Below are 24,758 nucleotides of genomic sequence, written 5' to 3'. Positions count from 1 at the left end.
CGGGGCAAATCAGAAAGCCTGATTGCAACCGCAATCCTGTATTCTGTTATTGCTTGAAGGATTATTATTTACACAAAATTTTATGGGTTGCCTTTTCTTGCTATGCAAATTTTGGATATCTCAAAAATTAAAAACTACTTTTACTTACCTTTGCAAAACCCAGTTACATTTATTTTTTATATATTGTTTTGCATATTTTTTCATACTGTGCATTTGCATATGTATCTGTCATACCTGAAATATAGTCACAAATATCTCTGACTAATATTTTCTGCTTCTTTTTATATTCATCTGAATCAGCGTCTGCATTACAAATATTAGCAAACTCAAGTTTTATTGCATTTTGACTTCCGTCAATCAAATCAATAATATTATGAATATCATCCTTTGAATTAATAAAGTCCTTATATATTTTTCTTTTTGTGCCTTTATGTAAAAGTTTCGGATTATCATAATAGGCATTAAACAATGATTCCACAACAACTGAAGCGTTTTGATCCGATATTGAAACTTCATTACTGTTTAAAACCTTGTTGTTAAGCATTTTCTTAAGATAGTCGCAAATTAATTCACCTTTATCCGAAAATACAATCAGCTCATCATTTATGATATGACTTACATTAAAGTCCTGTTCATTTTCGCACAAATAATTATCTATATTTATTTGCGACGCATTGATTACATCATTAATAAAATACTTTACTATCGCAGAGGATATCTGAAAAGAAAACAATTCATTATTATCTGAAATTATTTTATTACTATAACCTTTTTTCCTCTCTTCAATTTCTTTAATTTCTTTCGCTAAATCTTCAAACTTACTCAATTTTAAATACGAAAGAAATTCATCAAAGGATAAAAGATCAGATGCAAATGCATCGTCAATATCGTGGCTTCTCTGAGCAATTTCATCTGCTATAGCCACTATTTGACCTTCCACCGTTATAGAATGTGATTTTTCCAGATGCAAGTACTCAATCAGATCTTCATCATCTGCAAATTCTGAAATTTCTATACCACCTTTCTGCCCTGTGTGCTTGAACAATCCTTCCATAACCTGAAAGGACAAATCCAAACCGTCAATTTCATAATAAGCTTTTTCCAAATTGGATACTACACGAAGTCCTTGATAATTATGCTTAAATCCGCCTGCTTCAGGGAATCGTTCTGATAATATATCATGTAAAGTTCTTTCGCCTATATGTCCAAAAGGCGTATGTCCTAAATCATGAGCAATAGCAATTGCCTCTGTTAACGACTGATTAAAATGCAATGCGTTACATATACTTCTTGCAATTTGACAAACAATCATTGTATGCGTCATCCGTGTACGGTAATGATCTCCCTTTGATGCAGAAAACACCTGTGTTTTGTCAACCATCCTTCTGTATGACTTGGAATAGATAATTCTGTCATAATCTCTCTGATATTCGCTTCGTCCATCTTTAGTAGGCTCTTTCAAATCATATTGTCTTTTACAATATTCATTTTTCTGTGCGAGTTTATGTAATGCGGACTCATTTGAAATAGTTTTATAATCTTTGACATCTTTAACAAAATTGTCATTAAGTTTTTCCAACTGACTGAATTGTAAAAATAACTTTTGTGACGTTTCAGCAGTTATATATCTATCTTCAAAATCAACATCAATATCTAAAAATATTGAATCGCAGGCATTCATAATTACAACCTTTGATGAAGATGAATACAAAGGTTTGAAAACCAGATAGTCACCTTTCTCATCACAAGAAAGAGCACACTCGCACCAATGCAGTTCTTTTATTTCATCATTACAATAAAGAATTAAGCCTCTTTTAATATCGCTATAATTATTTTTTCTTATTCCAAAATATTTAAAGTCGCCGTCATCTAATTTTTCTTTAGCTTTTTGATAAATTGGTGTTCCTTCTTTTAATTTGATTAACACAAATTTTTTATTTTGCTTATCTTCGCCCATACTTACAAACCCTTTCGTTTTTAGCTACAACATCAAATTTGATTTTAAGGAAACACTGATTAAATCGTTTGTGCGTATTGCGCCGTCAGATTTTTTGGGCAAGCTGGCGGAAAATATGCAAGCAAGATGTGCAAACAGCTTTTAAGCGTGATTTATTCAGTGTTTCCTTAATAATTTGTTATCAATTTAGATTGATCTCTTTATATCATAATCTGATAATAAATATAATTATTTTTAATACTAATTTTTCTTTACATATCATTTATTCGCTTAATATAATCTCTTTTTTTGAATTTTCTGCATTACTGAAAGAAATTTTTAGTGGCAAATATCCAAAATTATTCCAGCTTTCGTCAGAAAACACATCCTTTACAAAAACATACGGAATTGTAACTCTTGCTTTATCATTAATATTAATTAATTCTATAGTTTCACAATTAATAAGTGAAAACAAATTATAGCTGATTCCCTGAGAATAAGTAAGAGTCTGAGCGTATAAATTCGATAAATCAAATTTGTACATCTTGCTGTCATTTGTATTGATTTTGGTAATTTCCATATTTACGGTAAGTATTTTAACATCTGCATACATCTTGAATTGCTCATCGTCAATTTCAACACCGTATTTTTTCTCAAATTCTTTTTCGGTCAGAATATTATATTCGGTTGCTTTATATTGATAAGCGTTTTCAGAAATATTCTCACCAATATGACAGTTTATAATCTCTGTTTTCCCATAATTTAAATTAAGAAATGATACCCAAATAAAATAAGCAAGCACAGCCGCAATACAAATCGGAATAATCCAAACCCGTTTCCTGTTATTATTTTTCATTTTCTTTCTCCACTATTCTGTGTCCTACAATTTCTCCCTCAAAAATTGTATATATTTCATCACTTAAAATCTCAAGCTCTTCTTTATCGTGACAGGCTACTATAATAACTGAACCTTCTGATTTCAAATTATTAATAATTCTTCTTACGCTTTCGACTCCGCTGCTGTCAATTGCATTAATCGGCTCGTCAAGCAAAACTATATCCGGCTTTTCTATTACTGCATTGGCAATACCCAACTTTTGTTTCATACCGAGCGAAAATTTTTTATACTTCTTTTTATCATCCGGATTAAGACCGACCTCAGACAGAATTTTAATAATTTCGTCATCACCGATTTTATTATTGATTGACGCAAGAATTTCTAAATTTTTAAATGCGGAATATTCATCAATAAAAGCCGGATTTTCTATAAGAACTCCTATGCTTGGAGGAAAAGAAAAATCTTTTCCTAAAATCCCGTCATTAATCTTAACAGTTCCTTTGCCGGGTTTTATCAATCCGCTTATTGCTCTCATAAGCATAGTTTTGCCCGAACCGTTTTTGCCCTCTAAGCCATAACATTTACCGCCCGTCAATGTCAGATTTACATTGTTCAGTACTGTAACACCCTTTATTTTTTTTGAAAGATTATTTATTTCTATCTGTACCATAATTCACCTTAATCTTTATTGAGAATATCCTTGTTTCCAAAATAAACGAATCCTATAATCAATGCTGCAATAAGATATATTGCTAAATACAAAACAGTTTCTTCCGCAGTAAATCCTACGGGAGTGGCAAACCGACTTCTTATAACCATTGATGCATTACCTATTAACGCAGGATTTGATATATATGTTGATGACAGCATAACAACAATTATTGCTAAAAATGATATAAACGGACTGATAATATATGACATCATAACCTGTACTATACTTGCAACTATTGAGGTCAGCATGGGCATTGTGATTATGAAAATCACAAAATTTTCAACATAGATGTCCTGTAAATCAATATCATAAAACAGCCTTGTAATATATTCGCCCGGCATAAACGAAAGCGAATTTCCTGTAAACAACGCAAAAATAAAAGAGGCTGAATATATTACAATATAATACGCAATCACCATACAGACAATCCACACAAGCTTTGATAATAACCATCTTGAACGGGATTGTGTTCTTAACAGCGTATTCTTTCCGTATCCGTTCAGGTCACGCACGGGATAATAACCTACAATAAGCGCAATCATAACCTGATTAAACATCCATACTGCCGGCAATAAATACTGTCCGTCCATATTGGGCGAGTATAATTTCATTCCCCTCAGATTATATAAAATAAAATCCATTACCGAAATTGAAATATTTTCATTTATTCCGTTATCCTGATTATACTGTAACAATTGAGAGAACATAAGAGTACAACAGGCTATGCATACAATAAACGCAAAAGCCAGCTTTATCCATTCCTCCCTGATTCCTCGTCTTAAATCAAATAATGCAAGCTTAAAAAGTTTCATTAATTTTTCCTCCGATATAAAAAAGAGAAAATGATACCACGAACAATATTAAAGCTTCAATTAAAACTACATACCCATTAGCAGCTGTCACAAATTGTGCAGGAGATAAAAAATTCTGGGGATTCAGATAATCCAGATTTAATTGTACACATACAAAGCTTAATGCTGCTACAACCAAAAAAGACGAAATGAACACAGAAAATTTATGTTTTACAAATTCACTTACGGACATTGCCAGACAGGCAAAGAGTCCGCCAAATATAAAATCAATCAGCATATATCCCAATGTATATAACAAGGGGTGAGTAAAGAACAGTTCGCTCCACATATTTATATCTACAACCGGATTCATTACAAGCGAATCCGGTATTCTTGCCGGAGCATATAGTGATGTCAGCAAGAACGCTGTCAGCAATGGAATGACAACTGCAACTCCGCCTGAAATGAAGGTTGTAATATACTTTATAATCAGGCATTTATTCTTTGAAAATCTTGTATAAAGATTTTTTACATATCCGCTTTTTCTGTCTTTATAATATATCATTGCGCCGGGATAAACTGCCAATAACGGCAATATGTAATAAAACATAATAGCTAAAAAGTCTGTGCTCATCCCAAACCATCTGCCATACAGACTCGTCAGATCAGCACCTGAAGACAATCCGGCCTCTGCGATGTAGTTTTTAATTTCAATTTCATTGAGTAAATTCTGAATTGTATGCGGTAATACTATTACAATTCCTATCAGGAGTGCAATAAGCATATTTTTATTAAATATTGCTCTTTTAATTTCAATTTTAAACAGGTTCATTTTCTCCTCCTACCTATAAAGCTTAAAATACTTATTTCCGTTATTCGAGTCAAAGCATAGGTATGCAGAGGTATATAAATCATTATCCAGAACATACTTTAATGTAACTTCATTGGTGTTGCTTGCTTTCAGCGTTGATTTTAAATAATCGTCAAAACTGTCAGCCTCAGGATTATCCGACGGCATAAGACAAACCGGAGTCATAGAAAATTCTGTTTCGCCGTTTTCGTTACAGTAATTGTTTGTATCATAATATTCATTACCGTCTTCGTCCTCAAAAATAACGGTCAGGGACGGAAAGTTCTTTAAACAAATATCTTTATCACTGTTATTCTCAATTTTCAATGTAAAAGTATGCAGGGTTCTGTTCACATAAGCTTCTTCACCGAATATTTTATTTCCGCTTTCGTCAATATGATAGGTTTTCCTTTGATAACCTTTAATTTTGTAAAAAGCATTGTAATCATCAAATTGATTTTCAACCTCGACATACGGCAAAAAGCTTTTTTTATAATCAAAATATTGCGCATAGGAGTTATCCTCATATAAATTCCGAAAATCTCTGTTATACTCAATTATTGAGAGATTAAGTGCCTCTCCGTTTTGAATAATTTCAAAGCTTTCTTCAAGCTCTACGGTATTCTCGTCAGTGAGTATTTTGGTCTTTGTATCTTCCGTACGGGGTTCAACTTTGCTTTCACCGTTTTTTGTGTTGCAGGATGTAAGAACAACTAACGCCGATAAAAAAATAAAAAATACAGAAATTTTCTTCATTTCATACTCCTAAAAAATCTTCACCAAAGTATCCAGCTGTCCGCCGATAAAAGACAAATATACATCATCTTCAAGATCCTTGTCTATAATAAAGCCTAATGTGCATTCAAGTTCCTCATTTGGTTTAAAATCATATACAAAAAATTTCTTCGCTCTCGTTATTTCGTTATCGGAATCCTTGTATTGTGATTGAGGAAAATAAACAGGACCTTCGGACAAATAATGCTTACCGTCAGAGCTTTTATACTGAATATGACCTTCAACTTCACCGACAAACTCGTCATCTATATCACTGTATTTATATAAGCACAAGGCGGGAGTGACGGTAAACTGCATATTTTTATCTGAAGTATTTTTCCAGACAAAATCTACAAGTAATAATTCCGGCTGTACATCATTGGTTTCACCGACATTCTTAATATCCAGCCCTCCGTTAATCGGCATATAGCTTATTCTGTTGTAAGTTTTGAATTTATTGTCAGAGGAAATACGATTCTTTATATCCTCACTGAAATCAAGAAAATTTTTTTCATCAAGTTCGGAAACTTTTTCAATTACTTTTATGTCTTTTATAGATACTCTAAAATCGCCGACATTCACTTCTTCATTTGTATCTTTAATATAAGCCTTCGGATATTTATTTTCTCCGAACATTTTATTTATTTCTTCTTCCGTGTAAGTCTTGACATCATTATTCTGCAAACCTGATTCATTATTGCTTATATTTTCTTCTTTATTATACTGACAACCACTACAAGCAATCACCATAAATATAAGTATTACAACTATTAAAATTTTAGTTTTCATTTTATTCTCCTGTTCAAATATCCCACTCGTTTCCAAGTGGGATATTTTAATTAGTTATAATTGCCAACAGAATCGGGGCTCCACAAACCTGACGCCTGCTTTCCGGAGCCAACAGTAATTTTCAGATATGCATAGTTTACACCATTTTCATATACCAAATTCTTTAATCCGCGTTCTGTGCCAGCATATACATTATAATAATCATTATAATTATTATATGTATTTCTTAAAGTCATATTGCTACCTGTATCTTTGCCACCTAAAGTAGTGCTGTCATTTGTGCCACATACCCGTACAACAACCGGGTTAGCGGTACCGCCTTCGTATTTTATATAAGCAGAAGTATCATTTTCTTTTCTCCTGTGACCAGTAATACAAGTTGTATTGCCATCAATGCCCTTATACCAACTCCAATCTGATGTATTGGCTGCGCTTGCAAAAAAGCTGGATACTGAAAATAATGTCAATACGATTAACGCTAAGCAAATTAGCTTTTTGAACACTTTCATTTATTATGCTCCTTTTTCTTTTGAAGTATTATATAGGCTATTAGTATAAGTAAATTTGCTTTAGTTATCTACTAATCCATTGGACTCATCTCCTCATTACCAGTTTGAGACACATATAATGTATTAAATGTTGGCCTTACATATTGTTTCATAACCCTTTTTAGAGTTTAGTGCATCAGATTAGCGGCATTTTATACTTGACAGACACCGCCAAAATATAAACTCATAAAATTTAAAGTAATAACAAAAACTTTTCTTTAATTTTCCCCAACACTACTACAAATACGCTCATATATATTGCCAAAACTATTGAATAACTCATATTATTAATTCCAAACATAAACAATACGGCTGAAAGTATGAGTAAAGCGAAAGAAATTAAGATGGTTACCTTTTTGTAAAGCCTTTTTTCTTTATCACAAAGCGGTTTAGCATCAGTATCTGAAGGCGACAAAAATCCAATAATAATTGTGCAAACCAAGCCTAACACTTCAATTAAAAAATCAATAATAATATTATCGAACAGAAGTACCCATTTCATTAGACCGAGTATCAAAAGTGTTGAAATTACAGAAGCAAGAAAACATCTTAATTGAGTATTAGCATGGTAACCGCCGGCAAATTTGCGTATTACAATATAGGCAAAATAGAAAACCAGACTTTCAATCAATAAATTGAAACACAAACCTAATATCATAACAGTTGCAATATGTATTAATGATGATAAAATAATATTTAAAGCATATTTGTAAATTTCTTTATCTTCGTTTTTTATGATGTCGTTTAAAACAAAAAACTCTATAAATTTTGAGCCGATCTTTTCCATTATTTTATCTTTTTATATTCGTCTAGTTTTGCCGGAGCCTTAGGCTGATACATTACAAAACAAGTGGATGAATTAGCATTTATTGAGAGCGCTAATGTAAAACAAGCAATAATTGCAGGTGAAATTTTGCAGATAATGGTTTTAATTGTCTTCATAGTATTATTTCCTCCTTTTGTTGAGATTTTAACACATATTAAAAATAAAAACATAATTTTTGTAAAAATGATGTCAATTTCGTTCAAAGTGATGTATTTTTCTAATTATTTCGTCAAAAATTAAAAATTCAAACCTAAAACAATGATATTTTTTGCAATATATGTTATAATTATGGCATAATTCACGGGAGGTTTTCCTTTTGAAAGTATTGATTTGTGACGATGATAAATATATTGTCGAAGAAATAAAAAATAATCTGAACACATTTACCGATAAACATAAAATAGCTTTTGATATTGATTCATTTTACAGCGGAATCAATCCGCTGAACAGCAATAACAGATATGTTATGGCATTCATTGATATTGAAATGCCGCAGGTAAACGGTCTTACCTTATCCGCACAATTAAAAAAGGTAAACTCCAATATAATTATTTTCATAATTACATCGCACGAATCTTATCTTGATGACGCAATGGATTTGGATGTGTTTCGCTATCTTTCAAAACCTATTGACAAAGACCGTTTTTTTAGGGCGCTAAATACGGCTATTAATTATTTTCATTCCAATACTCAGATAATAACTCTTGAATATTATGACGAGTGTTACTCTGTTTTCACAAGCGATATAGTATATGTAACCATTGAAAACAGAAAAGCCGTCATTATAACACGGCAAAAAAAGTATTATACAAATCAAAAACTAAGTTATTGGAAAGAAAAATTAAAGGGATACGATTATTTTGCACAACCGCATTACAGCTATCTTGTTAATCTGAGGTATGTCTCGGATTTTAATAAAACTCAGCTTAATATTAAAGTAGATTCAAAAACTGAAACTCTACCTATATCTCAAAGGAACTATTCAAACTTTAAAAAGGCATATTTTGCATACATAGGGGTATAAAAATGGTATATACAATTTGCTATGCACTTATTTTTCTTGCAGAAATTCTGATATCACTATTTTATTTTGAAAACAAATTTGAAAGAAAGGCAAGTAAAAAGTTTCTGATAATCTCATTACCGACAGCTTATACAATTCTGTACTTTGCAAGGCTGTTTAATATAACCGTTGTAAATATGCTCGCATTTTTTGTCTGCAATTTCTTTTTGCTTCGTCTTTGCTACAAGGCAAAAATAAAGTCCGCAATATTCCATTGCAGTATACTTTTAGTATTTAATGTTACTACAGAATTTGTTGTTATGTTATTTTCAGCTGCCATACTCGGGACTGAACTACTCGCCTGTCTTGATAATTCGGTAAACCTTATTTTTCAATCAACCATCAGCAAACTGCTTTATTTTTCTTCAATGTATATACTGTCTAAGGTATCATCAAATGAGCGTCGTAAGGAAAGTCCTGCTACATCGCTTATACTGTTTCTTCTGCCAATATCAAGTACTCTGATTATATATGCAATATTATATTCACTTGCAGAATATGAATTAGGACAAGTCTTTTTAACCTTGCTTTTAATCGGCATAGTGGTGTTGCTTTTTTCAAACATAGCGGTGTTCTGGGTTTATGAATTCACTCTAAAAACTCAGAGCCGCAATATGGAATTGGAATATGAAAAGCAGAAACTAAAATCTGCAGCTGAGTATTACGATTTACTCAATGAGCAGAATGAAAACTCAAGAATTGTTATGCACGACATTAAAAGACATTTAAATGCAATTAAAAGTATATCCGGGGACGATGCTGTTACCGAGTACATAGATAATTTTATCGAAGACTTCAGCGTAAACAAATCCGTTGATTATTGTAACAATCCTATGGTTAATTCTATAGTCAACAGGTATAAATCTGTGTGCGACAGGCTTGGGGTGAAGATGAATATTGACATCAGAAGTGCTGATTTTAGCTTTATGAGCGAACCCGACATAACTGCTCTGCTTGACAATCTGCTTGAAAACGCAGTTGAAGCGGCACAAAATACAGAGAACGGATTTATAGATTTTTCGGCTTTCGTCCGCAAAAATAAATATCTGTCAATACAGCTTACAAACTCTGTAAAGAATATTATAACCGTCAAAAACAACCGAATAGCATCGTCCAAAAAATCAGGCTCAATACACGGAACAGGACTAAAAAGCATTCAAAAGGTTGTAAAAAAATATGATGGTGAAATAAATATGTGTTTCAACGAGGATGATATGACCTTCACATCAAATGTTGTGTTTGAAATCCCTCGATTAAACTATGAATATTGATTACAAAAATATTAATTAGAGGAGTTTCAACGCCTGATAAAGACAAAGAAAACACTTTAGAAATGACTTCGCTCTACAATAGCGGATTTTCCGATTTCTCTCCTAATGGGGTATTCAAGGTTAACTGAATTATATTTGGTGATGTATATGAATGGGTGGGTAAACACAGAAGTAATAATATTAAGAAGCGTTAACCGTTGCTTTTAGTAAAGAGTGTATGGTATTCTAATTGGGATTGTATTGATAAAGATTTGAAGAGACTGTGCGGTACTGTCTGCAAGTGCAGGCTATGTCTGCAATGCTTTTGTTATCTGTTATTTTGGCGAGCATTCTGAATATGAACACAACTTAAAATACTTCTTGCCACTATTTATTCTAAGCCGATTTAAGAGTCTGCTGCTACAAATATCATCACAGAAGAAAAATCATCCCAGAGATTACAATCCTACACCTCATGAGTATATTGAGGATAAATAAACATCTCTTTTCTTTGTTTATTGCGGTGCAAATTTTGAGCTCTTGATTCCTTTACAATGAATCTTTGTTATGCTATGATATATATAGTAACGAGAGAGTTAAGTTGGCAGGAATTTTCCAATAGCATCAATAAAGCATCAAAATTACAAAAACGCAATTCTGATGCTCAAACTTTGGCTTAAAAAGTGGCTTATATATGCGGTTTTGAACTTTCAACAGTCGCTCCAAAACCGCGTGCCGAGGGTTCAAGTCCTTCTGCCCCTGCCATCCATTTTTGGCTTCGGAAAGCGATTTCCGAAGCCTTTTCTCTTTTAATTCTACCAAAAATTATACCACCTTTATGCGATGTTCAAATTTATGGCGCTGTCGAGAGCGTTTATTGTCGTCTCCTTTGCGGTCTTTCGACGGTTGATATAAATTCTCTCGGTGGTCTGTACGCTTTCGTGTCCGAGCAAAACGGAAATGTCCTGAATCGGTACGCCGTTATCGTCGAGGATACTCGCCACAGAGTGCCGAAATCCGTGGATCGTACAATGCGGCAAGCCGGCGTTTTCGGTCAGACGGTTTACCACTCGATTGATTGCGCTGAGGTTGACATACGGTTTTCCGAGAACGGTGCGTACAATGAAGTTGTGACTTTTGTCGTAGCCATTGCCCAACAGCTTGGCATAATCCTCTTGCCGCTGTTTTTCTTCTTTCAGCGCTTCCAGAACGGTATCGTTGAGCGGAATCTTACGGTTACTGCTCGCCGTTTTCGGCGTTGTGATTTGCATTGTCACGTCCTTGCGGCTGCCTGTTCTGCTCTTGTTTACCCGCAAGAGCTTTTTGCCATAGTCTACATCATCCCACGTCAGGGCGAGCAATTCGCCCTTTCTCAGCCCTGTATAGAGCGCTAAAAGCAGGAATATGTAGATATGGCTCTCGTGCTCTTTTGCGTAAAGCAGGAGCTTTCTGACCTGCTGTGCGTTGTACTCGGGTACGTCCTTCTTGATACTGTGCGGAAATGACGGCATACGGCTCCTTAATACCGGATTCTCGTTAACGTAGCGATTCTCAAGAGCATATTCATACGCAGACGACAACACGCCACGGATATTTTTGACTGTTTTGTAGCTCAGTCCGCCCTTGCCGTTTGACTTACCGTGTTGAGAGAGAAACACAAAATACTTGGTGAACACCTCCGGCTTCATATCCTTGAACTTGTATCTCTTTGACTCAAAATAGGGCTTTAGCTTGCCGCTCACGGTCTTGTCGTAGGATTCCCACGTAGAGGGTTTTATGATTCCCTTGATAGCTTTCAGCCATTTGTCGAGAAAGTCTGTAAAGAGAACATCGTCGCATTCAAGGTTGATATCCTTGTAGCTCTCAATGATCTCTTTCATCTTCTGCTCTGCACGGCGTTTGTTGTTACCCTTAACGGGTATCTTCGTGGCTATCATTTTCTGTTTGCCGTTGACACGAAATTTAGCGTAGTAGTAATTGCCTTTTATTATTAAGCTTCCTTCCAATTTTTTGTCCTTTCTTAAGATTTGTGATTTAGTTTTCCGTAATAGCGGTTATAAAGTTTATAACGCTTTGTTTCGGTACGATATATCTTTTACCCACCCTAATATTTCGGATTTCGTTGCTTTTCAAGAGAGAATATACTGAGTTCTTCCCGATATGCAATATCTCCATCACATCTTCAATGGATAAAATCTCATCGTACTCTGTAAACATTTCTTTACTCATTTTGCACCTTTCTTATTGGTTGAAAGCCCGCTGTGATTACAGTCTATCACACCGGAACATCAACTACAAACGTGCAAATAAGAATTACTGAAAATCGAAAAGTTCAATTACACTTTTCTTCGGGATGACATATTTTTTGCCAACCTTAAGGCTGCGTATTTCTCCTGATTTCAGCATTTGATATACCGATACTCTGCCGATTTGAAGCATTTTCATCACTTCTTCAACAGTCACGATATCGCCGTATTCGGAAAACATATCTTTTATTTGTTTCATTTTCTCACCTTTCTTATTGGTTGAAAGCCCGCTGTGATAACAGAATATCACAACGAGCTATCAACTATCAAATGTGCGAACTAAAAAGCACTAAGCGGCAAGAAAATCAATAACGCTTTTCTTAGGAATGATATATCTTTTACCGACTTTTAAAGTATGGATTCTACCCGACTTCAATAAGTCATAGACCGTAACCTTACTGAGATGCAGCATTTTGGATACGTCATCAACAGATACCACATCATCATATTCGGTAAACATTTCATAAACCTTTTCAGCCATAGCTTTCACCTCGCTTCCCTGTTTCTGTTTCGGACACGACGCTGATAATCGGCTTGCGCCAGCTTCATCATTCGCCGTTGAACTTCCTGCGGACTGCATTTTGGAAAATATTTACTCAGCTCGTCATACTGAAAGCTGATCTTCTCTCGCTGATTGGGCTTGTCCTGTGAGATAATCTTTTCGATTATTTCGCTGTCAAGTCTGCCTGATTGCGAGAGTTTTTTCATTTGGATCGCCTGTGAGAGCGAGGGTGTTTTGTCCTCCAGCTCTATCGCTTCAAGCAAATCCTCTTGCTCATATTGATTGAGGTAGGACAGCTCCACACCGACGCTGAAAGCTATACGCTCCTCGTCCACCATTTTCAAAATCTGCGGTATGAGCTTAGTCAAACGGATGTAGCGTTGCACTGTTCGTCCACTTTCGTTTGCGCTAATGCTGTCGGCGCTCTCACGCTTTCCGACAACTTGTCGGGAAGTTACACCTTGGTGCTTTATCGCTTCGAGCTTCATCTTATAAGCGAACGCCTTTTCGCTCGGCAGGATATGCTCACGCTGTAGGTTAGCATCAACCATAGCGATCACCGCTTCGTCGTCCGTCATTTTTCTGACGATCACGGGAATGTTTTCAAGTCCGAGCTTGCGGCACGCTTCCAAGCGGCGGTGTCCTGAGATAAGTTCATATCCGCCGCCCGGCAACGGTCTTGCGAGCAGCGGCGTGATTGTTCCGACCTTGCCGATACTCTCAACAATCTTCGCCATATCCTCATTGTCCGCCACGGTGAACGGATGATTACGGAACGGCTGTATCTCTTTGATGAGAATGCTTTGAACATTCTCCTGAATGGGTTTTGTCATCTTTCATATTCCTTCTTTCTTGTGTTTGGTTTCCTTCCTCTTGCGAGGTTTTGCGCTTGTATTTCACAGCGGATATTTTCGTTGATTTTCGGTTCGTCCTCAATAATTGTGAGGGCGATTTTCTTTTCCCGGCGGAGCTGCCGCAGGAGCGTTGTGCAGTCGTCACGGCTCTTTTTCAGCTCCTTGATTCTATCGTCGTCATCGCAGTGACGCAGCTTGTTATACACCTTCTTACGCAGTTCGATGACTTCTTTGATCTCCTTATCGGTATCGGTGATAAAGGATTTTACATCGTCGATCGTGTGCAGCTTTTTGTTTGAAACCAATGTCACTTGCCGTGAAAAACTATCCAAATGCCGCCACGCTTCACGCATCTCAGCCGACAACGGTTTACGCTGATTCCACTTTGGCAGCTTGCCCATCAGGAACATAAAATGAAGGTACTTGGCGTATAAACCACCGAAGCATTTGAGTAGCTTGAAACTGCCACGGTATCGGATTTTCTTCGGTCTATAATCTCTCATTTTCACTCTGGAATAGTGATATTCATCAAAGTGCTTGTAGCCGTACTGCTGATAATGAACCTTGATTCTGCGGAGGATGGCTTCGTTTGTATACTCATCTCCCAACCGATACATTCTCACAGACTTGTTGCTATTCACAGAGCAAATCGTCCAATATCTTCGCCGAGGATTGGTGTTGACGATGAAGCCTTGGCTTTTCATTACACGGTCAAAACTTGATATGCTGTATGAACGTTCTATACCGAAATCAATCGCTTTCCGCATAAGATTGAACGTCGTCGGCTCGCCGTTTTTCTCTGCAAAATAAATGCTCCTCGGTGTTTTTCCCGATGGATTTTTGATCACGGTCAGATTATGTTCGGCACACAGCTTGTCCGACAGAGCACGGAATTTCCAGTAAGCCCCTTCGTTGCAGTCAAACTTTTTGCCTGTCCACATATTGGTACTGCATACGACAAAATGGTTGTGCAGCGTACCGGTATTCAGATGCGTCGCTACCAGCACCTGATACTCGTTTCCCCACATTTTCTTTGCCAACTTAACACCGATTTCGTGACAAAGCTCCGGCGTAATCTCGCCTGTTTTGAAGCTCTGATAGGCGTGATAGGCAACGTTTCCGCCTGTTTTTCCGAAGCGTTCCTGCACGGCGTTCATCTTCTCAAAGGCGGTTTCGGCGTTGCAATTCACGCCTGTAACATAGCAACGACTCTCCGTTTTTGCTTCGTCTCCGGCGTATTGGAGCGCCTTTTTCAAATCGGAATCAACCGTCTTTTCAGGGTTGGCTGCGTAGTTCACCGTGCGCTCCAAGTTGTCCTTAACCGCCCAGATTTTTGTCGTCGCCACCGCTGTCATCCTCCTCTCTTTCGTGGTAAGCGGAAAGAATTCTCTGCTCGATATACGAGAGTTTTCTCTCCAAAATTCTTCCGTCAAGCGGATATAAATTGCTCCGCAAATCGTTCACCGAAGCGTACACTTCATAGAGCTTTTTGCTCGGTTTTTCGGTCAACTTTTTGTTCAAACCGACCTTTCTCAGATACTCCGAGAGCGAAATCCCATAGTGCTTTGCGGCTCTTTTCAACCGCTTTTTCTCGCCCTCGGTTACTCTGACATTGATGTTAAAATTACGCTTTCGCATAGTAAAACTTCCTTTCTGAATTGGGGTTACAGGGGCCGCTGCCCCTCTCGGCTTTTCAGCCGCCGGTTTTGGCATTACAAAACCTATGCTCGCTACACCATAAGACTAACGTCCTGTGTAGAGCCGTGTAGCCACGCTACACATTTTCAATGATTTCGATCTTCTCAAGGTAAACTTTGTTTTGATTACTCTCCGAATAAAAAAGTCGGAGCTTCGTACCGATCGGCATATAGTAAAATCCGAGGTAAGCTTGCCACCAGAAAATCGGCGTGATGATTTTTCTTCCGTCGTCGAGGGTGAGGAAAATGCGGATGGATTTCTTGTGTCCCTGCGCTTTCATTTCAAGCGTTCCGGTGAATTCTCCGACCTCATCCATCATTTGATAGTCCGAGGTGTCGATCATCATTTCTCTCATCTCAATGAGCGAGAATACTTTTGCGTTGTCGTTCATTTGGTTCTCCTTTCCACTTCCCGAAAAGAAAAGTTTTTGCCGCCCATATAGGTAGGTGTGTTAAGATAAACTTCTTCTTTTTCGGTTAGTTATTTTTTTATTTGTCTATTTAGTTATTTATATATAGGAGCTGCTTCTGTCGTTCACGCTGTCGGCGCTTACGTTCGGCTGCCTTCTGCCGTTTGATTCTCTCGGCGCATTTGTCACAGTAGCGTTTGTTGCGAGCCTTGGAATAAAAGCGTGAGCCGCAGCTTTGGCAGCACTTGTAATCGTTGCCGCAGATCAACTCCCGGTACAGTTCCTTGTCGAGAGGAAGCACAACGTCCTTGAAATAATTGCAGAAGATGTGATACTTGGAAATCAGCTGCACGCAAGTGTGCGTTTCTCCGTCGTCGAGCAACAAACAGTTGCCGTCCATAAAGTTGCAGCACGCCCGTCTGACCAAGCGGCTGACCTTCCGAAACTGTCCTGCCTTAATTTCAATGAGCATTTGACCTCCTTTCCTGTCACGCCTAATAAGTCCGAAAATGCGGTCGGTAATATAATTACTCTCCTTTGTGCGTTTTGTCGCTCAGAGGGCGCATTACGAGCGGCTTATGAGAGCTTAAAAGCGTGACATCAAACTGTATGTTGTGTGTCAGCACTGCCAAAGCGTACTTTCCTGACAGGCAATCCTGCTCGACGCTGTGCCGTCAGCCTTTCGGCTGCGCTCGCTCCGTAGAGGTCGTGGCGGTTTATCCTTCGCTTGGCAGCTATTCAGTTGTAGGTTTATTTTGGTGGGCATCACCTCCTTTCAGGCGGCTTTTGATTTTGCCCTCCATTATGTATGGAGTGGGAAAGCGTGTTTTTCAGGGTAGCAATCAATATTTTGTAGACTTGCATAAAACCGGCACTTGGTTTTTGTGTACTACAACAAGTTGGTTATTAACCCCTCCACTTATACCCACTGGGAGAGGGCAAAAAAGAACCCTAATTGGACAACTTTTTTATTTTTGTAGCTTTGCACAAATTCAGCGCATTGTTTTTGTGCAATTCTTTGTTTAGAAAAAACCTTCACTTATATGGACAAAATGAAGTCTTTCGGGGGGGTATTTATCAAAAGTTCTTTGATAAATCTGCGTTTTGCACAAATGCAAGGTTGTGTTTTTGTGCAACGTTCTATTGCGTTGGTTTCTCAAATATCATCAGGCAGCTAACACTGTCACGCTTAATAAGTCCGAAAATGCGGTCGGTAATATAATTACTCTCCTTCGTGCGTTTCGTCGCTCAAAAGGCGCATACAGAGCGGCTTATGAAAACATAAAAGCGTGACATTAAACTGTATTTGTTGTCGGCACTGCCAAAGCGTACTTTCCTGACAGGCAATCCTGCTCGACGCTGTGCCGTCAGCCTTTCGACTGCGCTCGCTCCGTAGAGGTCGTGGCGGTTTATTCTTCGCTTGGCAGCTATTCAGTTGTAAGTTTTTTTCGGCGGGCATCACCTCCTTTCAGGCGGCTTTGGGTTTTGCCCTCCATATATAAGGGAATGGGAGAGGTCAAAAGTAAACTCGCAATTCAATTTTTTTGAAAATCCCTTCATTATGTATGGAGTGGGAAGCCGTGTTTTTTAAGGTTGCACTCAACGTTTTGTAGACTTGTACAAAATCGGCTCTTGGTTTTTGTGCGGTATAACGAGTCGTAAATTTAACCCTTCACTTGTTACCACTGGGAGAAGGCAGAATCGAACCCTAATCAGGAAGCTTTTTTATCTTTTTTGTTTTGTACAAATCAAGTGATCTGTTTTTGTACAATATTCAGTTTTAAAAAATCCCCTTCACTATTACCCACTGGGAAGCGGATTTTGTTACCCCGTTTTGAGAAAAAATATTTTCTTCTTTTGTTCTATCGGGATATAGATGTATTCGTTAAAAAATAATCCCCTCACCCTTAATGCAAAAAGGTCCTGCAAAATATACACCCTATCGAGAAAAATATTTATAAAAATATTTGCCCCTTCACCTATACCCAATGGGAGAGGTCATTTTTTAAGTCTGATTCAAAAATTTTTTGCAAAAAAATAACGCCTGCCATAAAGGCAAGCGCAAAAAAGTCCCACTCACAATTTGTAAGCGGGACAGATTCATTTTGATTTTTATCCAACAATCATTTTATTGGTTTTTCTCAGATACTTTGCAGGAATAGGCTCTTTCATTTTCCAAATGATATTCATTGGTTTAGAATCCGTATGACTGACATAATCAGCCAATCCTATAAAAGAATATGGAGCAGCTTTTCCTGTGATATTATCACTTTTTCTTTCACGTACAAACAACAGTTCCTTAACACCCATCGACTGATGATTGATATACCTTCTACCTGTATTGCTGGTATCGGAAGTTGCTCCTTGACTTTGCCAATGAAACAGCTCGCTATTGATAGAATAATCGTTGTACATTGTCGTTGGGGAGTAGTCTTTCTCGCTTTTGTTAAGAGTGATAAAATGAATATCAATCTTTTTATCAGCCAAGAAAAACGTTCCTGCTTGCACAGATGATGGGCTCAGATAATCTAATGCTGATAATATTTGATCACGAGTATATGTACAATATAAGTCAAGAGGACAATCAAAACCTACATCAACCGGTTTGTCGATAAAATCAATTTGATTATAGTTATACTCCAGAAGCTCAATTATCTCATTGCAAAGCACGGGGCATTCTCGGATTTTCTGTACTCCATCTGTAATCTTACTAAATCCGCATTTTTGATACTCTTTCTGCCAAATGGTGAAATGGAACATTTGCAGCATTCTGTTTTCGGATTCAGTAAACTCAGAAACATCTTCTGATAACAATTTGATGATGAATTTGATAAATCGGCGTGAATCCACATACGACAATCTACTCAATGCCTTTGTTATGGTTTCTTCAACGGGCGTTTCAAAATCATCTATTACATCAGCCCTTGCACACAGGCGTGAAAAGGAATTGAATTTGTAAATTGATCTCACGTCAAGATGATGATATTCTAAGAAATTCGCAAGAGAAAGCGGTAAACCACTATCTTCTTCAAACGATTCAATTTTAGAAATCAATCCAGCAGTGTTTCCGTATGAAGCACGAATATTGCTGAGAATATAACGCTCAGCCATCTTTTCAAGTTGAATATAGCATCCCTTTGGAACAGACACGAATCCATTCTTTATTTCTTTGGTAACACTCCGATTTGTATTTGAAAGCAGTGCAGCAAATTTATCTTCAAAGTTGTACTTCTTGTTTGCCTGACCTATAAAATCAAGAACTGTTAAGCACTCCTTATTATCCGCCAAACGCAGTCCACGACCAAGTTGCTGTAAGAAGATGGTCAATGATTCTGTTGGTCTCAAGAATAAAACAGTGTTTACCTCCGGAATATCTACACCTTCATTATAAATATCAACGACAAAGATAAATCTGATTTCACCTTTTACCAGTCGAGACTGTGCCTTGTCTCTATCCTCGTCAGAGCTTTGCCCGGATAGTGAAATCGAAGGTATTCCGTGAGCGTTAAAATACGCTGCCATAAACTCAGAATGTGCAACGGTAACGCAAAATCCTAACCCTTTCACTTCATCAATATCCGTAACATATTTCAACAGGGAATTCACGACCAAGTCTGCACGTTGCTTGGCATACGCTTCGTTAATCGTGTAGATATTTGAAAGCTCTGTTTTGTCATAACCACCTGCCGACCATTTCAGTTCGCTTAAATCTACATTATCTGTTACTCCAAAGTATTGAAACGGACAAAGCAACATTCTGTCTATTGCTTCCGGCAATCTGATTTCTGCCGAAATACGATCATTAAAATAGGTCAAAATGCTCTTGCCATCCATTCGCTCAGGAGTAGCTGTCAAGCCAAGTAATATCTTCGGCTCATAGTATTCAAGCAGCTTTTGATATGTTGGAGCTGCTGCGTGATGGAATTCGTCCACAATAATAAAATCGTAGAAGTCTTTACTTGTTTTTGAAGTCAAATCCTGAGAATTGAATGTTTGAATCGAAATGAAAAGATTGTCAATATCTTCTGCTTTATACTGTCCAACAAACAGCTCACCAAAATTTGCGTCTTTTAATACAGCCCGAAAAGTAAAGATACTCTGTTCGAGGATTTCTTTTCTGTGGGCAACAAAAAGCAATCTGCATTTTTTATCAGAATTTTTCTTAACAAAGAGCTTATAATCAAGCGCCGAAATAACGGTTTTACCGGTACCTGTTGCAGCTACAATCAAGTTTCTATAATTACCTCTGACCTCTCGCTGCGCTTCCAATTTATCGAGAATCTCTTGCTGATACGCATACGGCTTTACATCTACCGTGTAGCGTGAAGCGTCATTTGAATCGTGATACTTTTCGGCTTTTAACGCTCTGGCTAAACGCTCCTTTTGCGTTTCAGAATAATATTCAAAATCATTAGAATTCCAATAACTTTCAAAGGTAGCACCGATCTTCTTGATTGTGTCAGGTAAATCTTTATTCGTAACCTTTACGTTCCATTCACGCCCGGTTGATATAGCTGCACCCGAAAGGTTTGATGATCCCACATACGCTATTGTAAAACCTGTATTTCGATAAAACACATACGATTTCACGTGCAATCGTGTTACCTTCGTATCATAACTCACCTTAATCATCGTATTGGAGAGTTTTCTTAATTCTTCTATGGCTTTCACATCAGTTGCACCCATATACGATGTTGTGATAATTCTAAGCTCTCCGCCCTTATCAGTAAAATCTTTCAATTCATTGATGATACGCCTTACGCCGCTCCATTTTATGAAAGATACAATCATATCTATGCGATCAGCTGAGACAATTTCTTTCTTCAATTCTCCTAACAGTTGCGGCTCGTTTACTGCACTTGTAAAGAGTGAGCTTTGCGCAATAGATGTCTCAGGACGAATAACGGTACTGTTTTGGTCAATGGCATACTTACTATTCTCTTTATCGAGCAATGCAAGCAGCTGTTCGGCGCGTTCATCAACCGACATAGACGTAAAATCTTCGTCTCCTGTTTTAGCACGAATGACTTCGATCATTTTATTGATAAGCTCTATTTTTTCGGGTAACTTATCATCACCTAATTGATTAAGCCCTTTTTCTATAATCTCAGAGGCATACTGCGCTAAAACCTTTGATGATTCTCCTTCATCAATGTTTTTCAGCCTGATAATCTTATCAGTTGATTTCAGTTCTTCGGTAATACCTTGATTGATGATTTGTTCGTATAGTCCTGATTTGAGCATAACGTCACCTTCGGGAGTTCAATAATTTAATCCTATTATACCATATAATGATCAAATCACAAGATCAATAATCCTAAATCTTAAGAAAGTGTCCGGAATAATCAACGTAATCTTGTCAAGTTTTCTCTCTTGTGTTAGAATAAATTGTAGGTTATAAATTCTCATAAGAGTCAGGTAATAAGTATGTTGCAATTCGTTGATAAAGATACATATAAGAAATCACTGATTAACCCTGAGCGAGCGTTTCTGCTGTATGTTGATGAAGAACATAAAATTTCCTTACAAGCAGACATCGAATTAGGCGGCGATCCTGTTAACTACAGAGTTGAGTTAATGGATTTTGAGCTTGATCCAAGAAAGCCAATACTATTAACTACGGTTGAGTGTCGAGGATTCTATTGCGGTGGTATAAATTTCATTGAATATAGTGAAGAAATAGAGGATACGTCTGAATTAGCTATTGATGATTTTTTGAAGCTTTGTGACGGAGCAGATTACTTGATTTGTGATGATATGGATTTATCGTTGATAAGCTATATGGAAACAAATAAATATTTCTATATTTATAATCCCTAAAGCATTACGTAATGCCATAATAAAAAAACGATTATTTAAATTCAGGAGGATTACTAATGAAACAATTTTTATATTTAGATACTGATCTAATAAACTCTATTATCGCTCAATCAGAAAGGGGCTTAATTACTGATTTTTCTAACGAAAAGGAAAACGGAGAAAACAAAAGCAAAGAGTTTTCTGTTGATGCTCAGGGAAAAGCTCACGCAAATACATCATTTCTAAAACTTGCAAAAGCAGAGGTAGAAGGCACTTTAGGAGTCGATTTTGAAGTCACAAAAGGCAACCACGAAACATATCGTGAGATAATTAATAAAACTATGCACGATGCAGCTTTTGATTTTGCGTATAAATATATAAAGCCCAAAGAATATCCATTTGGAAACAATAATCCAGATGAATACGGCGATTATGTAAAACTTAATAGAGTATTTGACTTTGTAGATTTACCATACCTCGAAAAAGTTGTTTCTCAAGGAGGTTTGCTCGATTACTATAAGAAAGAATCAAAGAAAAAAGCTGACGAACATATCAATGAAAAAGAAACATCATTAAACACAAAGCAGTTTAAAGCCGCAAAGAACGCTTTGAGAGATAAAGCAAATAAAATTATAAAAGCTCAAAATCAAGAATTTGATGATGTACACGATTTGATTACAATGGTTCGTAAACTGATACCATATTCAAGAATGCTACTTTCAGCCGATGGATACCTAATACCCTTAGACGACAAGTATTTTAGGATTAATCCTGATAATTTAGGATTTAAGTACGGGGGAGATATAACTTGTGTAGGTATGATTACCAATATCATAGGTGAAGATACAGATCCTGCTGATGAAAAAAACATTTTCGCAACCCTGCAATTCAATGTTAATGAAATGCTACGAGCAATCCTGCCAACTAAAGAAAAAAACATATGTGTAGTTCATCCAATAGCAGTATATTACGAGAATTAATACAGCATTGTTATATATAAAGCGTGTCAACAAAATCGTCTCCTGCTCACACGCTCATTTTAACTCTTGTTCAGTTTTATCAAACAGCTGACTGTCATAGAATATACGGTACTTCTTGACTAATGTTATCATATATGATAACATATAATAAAAGAAGGTGATCATTATGACGGACAGCAATAGCATAATCCGCAAACGACAGGAAATCGTTTCAAAGCTGACGCAGGCAAGGCTTGAAAAGGGCTTGTCACAGGCGCAGCTTGCCGAGATGGTCGGCACGCAGCGGTCGAATATTTGCCGCATTGAGAATGGCGGTCAGAACCTATCCCTCGATTTATTGATCAAGATTACAGACGCTCTCGGTAAGGATGTCAGCGTTTTATTGGAAGAAAAAGGTGTTGAAATGAGCAACATATATAACCTAAAACTGTATGACGATATCCTCGTTACATTCTCTCTTGAGGAGAAGGGTTTGGAAGGCTTGGTTGTTGAAATTCTATCTTATGATGAAAGCAAAAAACACCTCTTGCCAATCAATATGGAGCTGACACCAAAAGGCATTATCAAATGGCTTTCCAACCGTCTTATTCCTAAGAACAGAGCATTTGTTGACGAGATACTAAAGACGTTTGGATTGAGCGTAAACGACACAAAGGGCATTATTGATATTTGCTTAGGCTTGTCACTCAACGACAGCTATTGGGTAACTCCCGTTGAGTTTGACGGCAAATTCGCCGAGTACAATCTATTTGAAAACCCGTTTTCGGAAGCGTTGTCGCTTGTCGCCTACACGGGTGTGGGGAGCGCAGAAAAAGCGTTCTCGACCTCCCCTGAGTTCACAACAAACGGTATGCTCCGCAAGGCTTGGCGTCATATCGAGAACGACGGTATCTATCTCTACAAGGGCGGTACAGAAGGTGCTGCAAACGCCGGTAATGAACCATACAGCGAGTTTTACGCCTGTCAGGTTGCAAAGGCTATGGGCTTGAGTTGCGTTGAATATGACCTTGAAAACTGGAAGGGTATTCTCGCTTCAAAATGCCGTTTATTTACAGATATCAACACCGCTTTTGTGCCGATCAACAGGCTGATTAAGGACAGGACACTGAAAAATGCCCTTGATTATTACGCCGAGCTCGGCAAGCCGTTCTATGATGAACTATGCAGTATGCTGGTGTTCGACGCTGTGATTTACAACGAGGATAGACATTTCGGTAATTTTGGCGTGTTGCGTGACAATCACACAGGTAAAATCATCAAGCCTGCACCGATTTTCGATAACGGCTTGTCGTTGTTCAACTTTGCAATGACTGATGATATGGAAAATCTGAGCGAATACGCAAAGACAAGAACACCTCCCTACGGTGTATCATTCGACGAGGTTTGTAAGGCTGTTATGGGCAGCAAACAAAAGTCTCAGCTCCGCAAACTGCTGAACTTCACCTTTACAAGACACCCGTCCATCAACCTTCCCGAAGAACGCTTGACGGCGATTGAAGCGCAAATCCACACAAGAGCAAGAAAATTGATGTTGATCCCAAACTCCAAATAAAGATAAAGAGGAGACCGCCGAAAAGTTTGTGTAAAAGTGAATAATAGACTTCCTTTCAAGCAATAATGGAAACAGAAAAATTAAAGCTTGAAAGGAAGTTTTTTTAATGGAAAAAGTACCGGCAGAAATGATGAGAGAATTTGTAAGAAGTCAGAAATTCACCTCAACAGATGAAGTTATGACAGCAATGAAAAATATGTTCAAGGACATTCTTCAGGAGGTTATGGAATGTGAGCTTGCAGATGAGCTCGGCTACGAGAAAAGCGAAAGAACGTCGAATG

The 24,758-nt window shown here is 37.3% G+C and carries 25 protein-coding genes and 1 pseudogene; 6 read left to right on the top strand and 20 right to left on the bottom strand.

Annotated features, from left to right (window positions below):
• Window positions 1-169: 169 nt before the first annotated feature.
• The 10 genes from BLP46_RS10540 to BLP46_RS13115 all read right to left on the bottom strand — a co-directional run bounded on the left by BLP46_RS10540 (window position 170) and on the right by BLP46_RS13115 (window position 8,180).
• Window positions 170-1,957, bottom strand: a complete 1,788-nt coding sequence (locus BLP46_RS10540) for a deoxyguanosinetriphosphate triphosphohydrolase family protein (protein ID WP_092978803.1) — start codon at window positions 1,955-1,957, stop codon at window positions 170-172.
• A 262-nt stretch (window positions 1,958-2,219) separates the two neighbouring features.
• Complete coding sequence (locus BLP46_RS10535; RefSeq protein WP_092978801.1) at window positions 2,220-2,792, bottom strand: DUF5028 domain-containing protein; 573 nt, start codon at window positions 2,790-2,792, stop codon at window positions 2,220-2,222.
• Window positions 2,782-3,444: an ATP-binding cassette domain-containing protein gene (locus BLP46_RS10530; RefSeq protein WP_092978800.1), complete on the bottom strand. Its 663-nt coding sequence runs from the start codon at window positions 3,442-3,444 to the stop codon at window positions 2,782-2,784. Before BLP46_RS10530 ends, BLP46_RS10535 begins: the two co-directional genes overlap by 11 nt.
• Window positions 3,445-3,452: 8 nt before the next feature.
• Window positions 3,453-4,298, bottom strand: coding sequence for a DUF2705 family protein (locus BLP46_RS10525; RefSeq protein WP_092978799.1), 846 nt, complete (start codon window positions 4,296-4,298; stop codon window positions 3,453-3,455).
• Window positions 4,285-5,109 (bottom strand): hypothetical protein, encoded by an 825-nt coding sequence (locus tag BLP46_RS10520; protein ID WP_092978798.1) that lies wholly within the window; start codon window positions 5,107-5,109, stop codon window positions 4,285-4,287. Before BLP46_RS10520 ends, BLP46_RS10525 begins: the two co-directional genes overlap by 14 nt.
• A gap of 9 nt (window positions 5,110-5,118) precedes the next feature.
• The gene (locus BLP46_RS10515) at window positions 5,119-5,883 is read right to left on the bottom strand and encodes a hypothetical protein (RefSeq protein ID WP_092978796.1); all 765 of its coding nucleotides are present in this window, start codon (window positions 5,881-5,883) and stop codon (window positions 5,119-5,121) included.
• 9 nt (window positions 5,884-5,892) lie between these two features.
• A complete protein-coding gene (locus BLP46_RS10510) occupies window positions 5,893-6,690 on the bottom strand; it encodes a hypothetical protein (RefSeq protein ID WP_092978794.1) in 798 nt (265 codons plus the stop codon).
• Between the two features lie 50 nt (window positions 6,691-6,740).
• On the bottom strand, window positions 6,741-7,199 hold the full coding sequence (locus BLP46_RS10505) for a DUF2712 domain-containing protein (protein ID WP_092978792.1): 459 nt from the start codon (window positions 7,197-7,199) through the stop codon (window positions 6,741-6,743).
• A 232-nt stretch (window positions 7,200-7,431) separates the two neighbouring features.
• Window positions 7,432-8,025: an accessory gene regulator ArgB-like protein gene (locus tag BLP46_RS10500; protein WP_092978790.1), complete on the bottom strand. Its 594-nt coding sequence runs from the start codon at window positions 8,023-8,025 to the stop codon at window positions 7,432-7,434.
• Window positions 8,025-8,180 (bottom strand): cyclic lactone autoinducer peptide, encoded by a 156-nt coding sequence (locus BLP46_RS13115; protein WP_167669253.1) that lies wholly within the window; start codon window positions 8,178-8,180, stop codon window positions 8,025-8,027. Before BLP46_RS13115 ends, BLP46_RS10500 begins: the two co-directional genes overlap by 1 nt.
• Window positions 8,181-8,380: 200 nt before the next feature.
• Here BLP46_RS13115 and BLP46_RS10490 point away from each other — a divergent pair, with 200 nt between their 5' ends.
• Together BLP46_RS10490 and BLP46_RS10485 are read left to right on the top strand one after the other, a co-directional pair.
• Window positions 8,381-9,088 (top strand): LytR/AlgR family response regulator transcription factor, encoded by a 708-nt coding sequence (locus BLP46_RS10490; protein WP_092978786.1) that lies wholly within the window; start codon window positions 8,381-8,383, stop codon window positions 9,086-9,088.
• A 2-nt stretch (window positions 9,089-9,090) separates the two neighbouring features.
• Entirely contained in the window at window positions 9,091-10,398 is a 1,308-nt protein-coding gene (locus BLP46_RS10485) for a sensor histidine kinase (RefSeq protein WP_092978784.1), read from the top strand.
• 815 nt (window positions 10,399-11,213) lie between these two features.
• Here the strand turns inward: BLP46_RS10485 and BLP46_RS10475 are convergent.
• The 10 genes from BLP46_RS10475 to BLP46_RS10425 all read right to left on the bottom strand — a co-directional run bounded on the left by BLP46_RS10475 (window position 11,214) and on the right by BLP46_RS10425 (window position 21,390).
• Window positions 11,214-12,383 (bottom strand): tyrosine-type recombinase/integrase, encoded by a 1,170-nt coding sequence (locus BLP46_RS10475; RefSeq protein ID WP_092978780.1) that lies wholly within the window; start codon window positions 12,381-12,383, stop codon window positions 11,214-11,216.
• Window positions 12,384-12,411: 28 nt separating this feature from the next.
• Complete coding sequence (locus tag BLP46_RS13490; RefSeq protein WP_353961316.1) at window positions 12,412-12,594, bottom strand: helix-turn-helix domain-containing protein; 183 nt, start codon at window positions 12,592-12,594, stop codon at window positions 12,412-12,414.
• Between the two features lie 96 nt (window positions 12,595-12,690).
• Window positions 12,691-12,882, bottom strand: a complete 192-nt coding sequence (locus BLP46_RS10465; RefSeq protein ID WP_092978777.1) for a helix-turn-helix domain-containing protein — start codon at window positions 12,880-12,882, stop codon at window positions 12,691-12,693.
• A 90-nt stretch (window positions 12,883-12,972) separates the two neighbouring features.
• The gene (locus BLP46_RS10460; protein WP_167669252.1) at window positions 12,973-13,164 is read right to left on the bottom strand and encodes a helix-turn-helix domain-containing protein; all 192 of its coding nucleotides are present in this window, start codon (window positions 13,162-13,164) and stop codon (window positions 12,973-12,975) included.
• 5 nt (window positions 13,165-13,169) lie between these two features.
• Window positions 13,170-14,018, bottom strand: coding sequence for a ParB/RepB/Spo0J family partition protein (locus tag BLP46_RS10455; protein ID WP_092978774.1), 849 nt, complete (start codon window positions 14,016-14,018; stop codon window positions 13,170-13,172).
• The gene (locus BLP46_RS10450) at window positions 14,015-15,385 is read right to left on the bottom strand and encodes a relaxase/mobilization nuclease domain-containing protein (RefSeq protein WP_167669251.1); all 1,371 of its coding nucleotides are present in this window, start codon (window positions 15,383-15,385) and stop codon (window positions 14,015-14,017) included. The genes BLP46_RS10455 and BLP46_RS10450 overlap by 4 nt, the downstream gene beginning before the upstream one ends.
• A complete protein-coding gene (locus BLP46_RS10445) occupies window positions 15,357-15,677 on the bottom strand; it encodes a plasmid mobilization protein (RefSeq protein ID WP_143000484.1) in 321 nt (106 codons plus the stop codon). The genes BLP46_RS10450 and BLP46_RS10445 overlap by 29 nt, the downstream gene beginning before the upstream one ends.
• 136 nt (window positions 15,678-15,813) lie before the next feature.
• Entirely contained in the window at window positions 15,814-16,128 is a 315-nt protein-coding gene (locus tag BLP46_RS10440) for a hypothetical protein (protein WP_092978769.1), read from the bottom strand.
• A 109-nt stretch (window positions 16,129-16,237) separates the two neighbouring features.
• Complete coding sequence (locus BLP46_RS10435; protein ID WP_092978768.1) at window positions 16,238-16,618, bottom strand: cysteine-rich VLP domain-containing protein; 381 nt, start codon at window positions 16,616-16,618, stop codon at window positions 16,238-16,240.
• A 1,640-nt stretch (window positions 16,619-18,258) separates the two neighbouring features.
• The gene (locus BLP46_RS10425; RefSeq protein ID WP_092978764.1) at window positions 18,259-21,390 is read right to left on the bottom strand and encodes a DEAD/DEAH box helicase; all 3,132 of its coding nucleotides are present in this window, start codon (window positions 21,388-21,390) and stop codon (window positions 18,259-18,261) included.
• Between the two features lie 183 nt (window positions 21,391-21,573).
• Here BLP46_RS10425 and BLP46_RS10420 point away from each other — a divergent pair, with 183 nt between their 5' ends.
• The 4 genes and pseudogenes from BLP46_RS10420 to BLP46_RS13575 form a co-directional block, all read left to right on the top strand.
• Window positions 21,574-21,966 carry a hypothetical protein gene (locus BLP46_RS10420; RefSeq protein ID WP_092978762.1) on the top strand — a complete coding sequence of 131 codons (393 nt, stop codon included), beginning with the start codon at window positions 21,574-21,576 and terminating at the stop codon, window positions 21,964-21,966.
• A gap of 56 nt (window positions 21,967-22,022) precedes the next feature.
• The gene (locus BLP46_RS13220; RefSeq protein ID WP_207645236.1) at window positions 22,023-22,925 is read left to right on the top strand and encodes a DUF6414 family protein; all 903 of its coding nucleotides are present in this window, start codon (window positions 22,023-22,025) and stop codon (window positions 22,923-22,925) included.
• Between the two features lie 166 nt (window positions 22,926-23,091).
• Window positions 23,092-24,477 carry a helix-turn-helix domain-containing protein gene (locus BLP46_RS10410; protein WP_092978761.1) on the top strand — a complete coding sequence of 462 codons (1,386 nt, stop codon included), beginning with the start codon at window positions 23,092-23,094 and terminating at the stop codon, window positions 24,475-24,477.
• 106 nt (window positions 24,478-24,583) lie between these two features.
• A pseudogene (locus BLP46_RS13575) lies at window positions 24,584-24,758 on the top strand (IS256 family transposase); the annotation flags it as partial.

Origin of the sequence: Ruminococcus sp. YE282 (assembly GCA_900101355.1) — a bacterium.
GTDB classification, from domain to species: Bacteria; Bacillota; Clostridia; order Oscillospirales; family Acutalibacteraceae; genus Ruminococcoides; species Ruminococcoides bromii_A.
This window is presented reverse-complemented; position numbering and strand designations above follow the sequence as displayed.

What these genes read in the sequence shown, in the direction of transcription:
- BLP46_RS10540 (WP_092978803.1), bottom strand. Translation starts at nt 1,957, where the DNA reads ATGGGCGAAGATAAGCAAAATAAAAAATTTGTGTTAATCAAATTAAAA.
- BLP46_RS10535 (WP_092978801.1), bottom strand. Translation starts at nt 2,792, where the DNA reads ATGAAAAATAATAACAGGAAACGGGTTTGGATTATTCCGATTTGTATT.
- BLP46_RS10530 (WP_092978800.1), bottom strand. Translation starts at nt 3,444, where the DNA reads ATGGTACAGATAGAAATAAATAATCTTTCAAAAAAAATAAAGGGTGTT.
- BLP46_RS10525 (WP_092978799.1), bottom strand. Translation starts at nt 4,298, where the DNA reads ATGAAACTTTTTAAGCTTGCATTATTTGATTTAAGACGAGGAATCAGG.
- BLP46_RS10520 (WP_092978798.1), bottom strand. Translation starts at nt 5,109, where the DNA reads ATGAACCTGTTTAAAATTGAAATTAAAAGAGCAATATTTAATAAAAAT.
- BLP46_RS10515 (WP_092978796.1), bottom strand. Translation starts at nt 5,883, where the DNA reads ATGAAGAAAATTTCTGTATTTTTTATTTTTTTATCGGCGTTAGTTGTT.
- BLP46_RS10510 (WP_092978794.1), bottom strand. Translation starts at nt 6,690, where the DNA reads ATGAAAACTAAAATTTTAATAGTTGTAATACTTATATTTATGGTGATT.
- BLP46_RS10505 (WP_092978792.1), bottom strand. Translation starts at nt 7,199, where the DNA reads ATGAAAGTGTTCAAAAAGCTAATTTGCTTAGCGTTAATCGTATTGACA.
- BLP46_RS10500 (WP_092978790.1), bottom strand. Translation starts at nt 8,025, where the DNA reads ATGGAAAAGATCGGCTCAAAATTTATAGAGTTTTTTGTTTTAAACGAC.
- BLP46_RS13115 (WP_167669253.1), bottom strand. Translation starts at nt 8,180, where the DNA reads ATGAAGACAATTAAAACCATTATCTGCAAAATTTCACCTGCAATTATT.
- BLP46_RS10485 (WP_092978784.1), top strand. Translation starts at nt 9,091, where the DNA reads ATGGTATATACAATTTGCTATGCACTTATTTTTCTTGCAGAAATTCTG.
- BLP46_RS13490 (WP_353961316.1), bottom strand. Translation starts at nt 12,594, where the DNA reads ATGTTTACAGAGTACGATGAGATTTTATCCATTGAAGATGTGATGGAG.
- BLP46_RS10465 (WP_092978777.1), bottom strand. Translation starts at nt 12,882, where the DNA reads ATGAAACAAATAAAAGATATGTTTTCCGAATACGGCGATATCGTGACT.
- BLP46_RS10460 (WP_167669252.1), bottom strand. Translation starts at nt 13,164, where the DNA reads ATGGCTGAAAAGGTTTATGAAATGTTTACCGAATATGATGATGTGGTA.
- BLP46_RS10455 (WP_092978774.1), bottom strand. Translation starts at nt 14,018, where the DNA reads ATGACAAAACCCATTCAGGAGAATGTTCAAAGCATTCTCATCAAAGAG.
- BLP46_RS10445 (WP_143000484.1), bottom strand. Translation starts at nt 15,677, where the DNA reads ATGCGAAAGCGTAATTTTAACATCAATGTCAGAGTAACCGAGGGCGAG.
- BLP46_RS10440 (WP_092978769.1), bottom strand. Translation starts at nt 16,128, where the DNA reads ATGAACGACAACGCAAAAGTATTCTCGCTCATTGAGATGAGAGAAATG.
- BLP46_RS10435 (WP_092978768.1), bottom strand. Translation starts at nt 16,618, where the DNA reads ATGCTCATTGAAATTAAGGCAGGACAGTTTCGGAAGGTCAGCCGCTTG.
- BLP46_RS10425 (WP_092978764.1), bottom strand. Translation starts at nt 21,390, where the DNA reads ATGCTCAAATCAGGACTATACGAACAAATCATCAATCAAGGTATTACC.
- BLP46_RS10420 (WP_092978762.1), top strand. Translation starts at nt 21,574, where the DNA reads ATGTTGCAATTCGTTGATAAAGATACATATAAGAAATCACTGATTAAC.
- BLP46_RS13220 (WP_207645236.1), top strand. Translation starts at nt 22,023, where the DNA reads ATGAAACAATTTTTATATTTAGATACTGATCTAATAAACTCTATTATC.
- BLP46_RS10410 (WP_092978761.1), top strand. Translation starts at nt 23,092, where the DNA reads ATGACGGACAGCAATAGCATAATCCGCAAACGACAGGAAATCGTTTCA.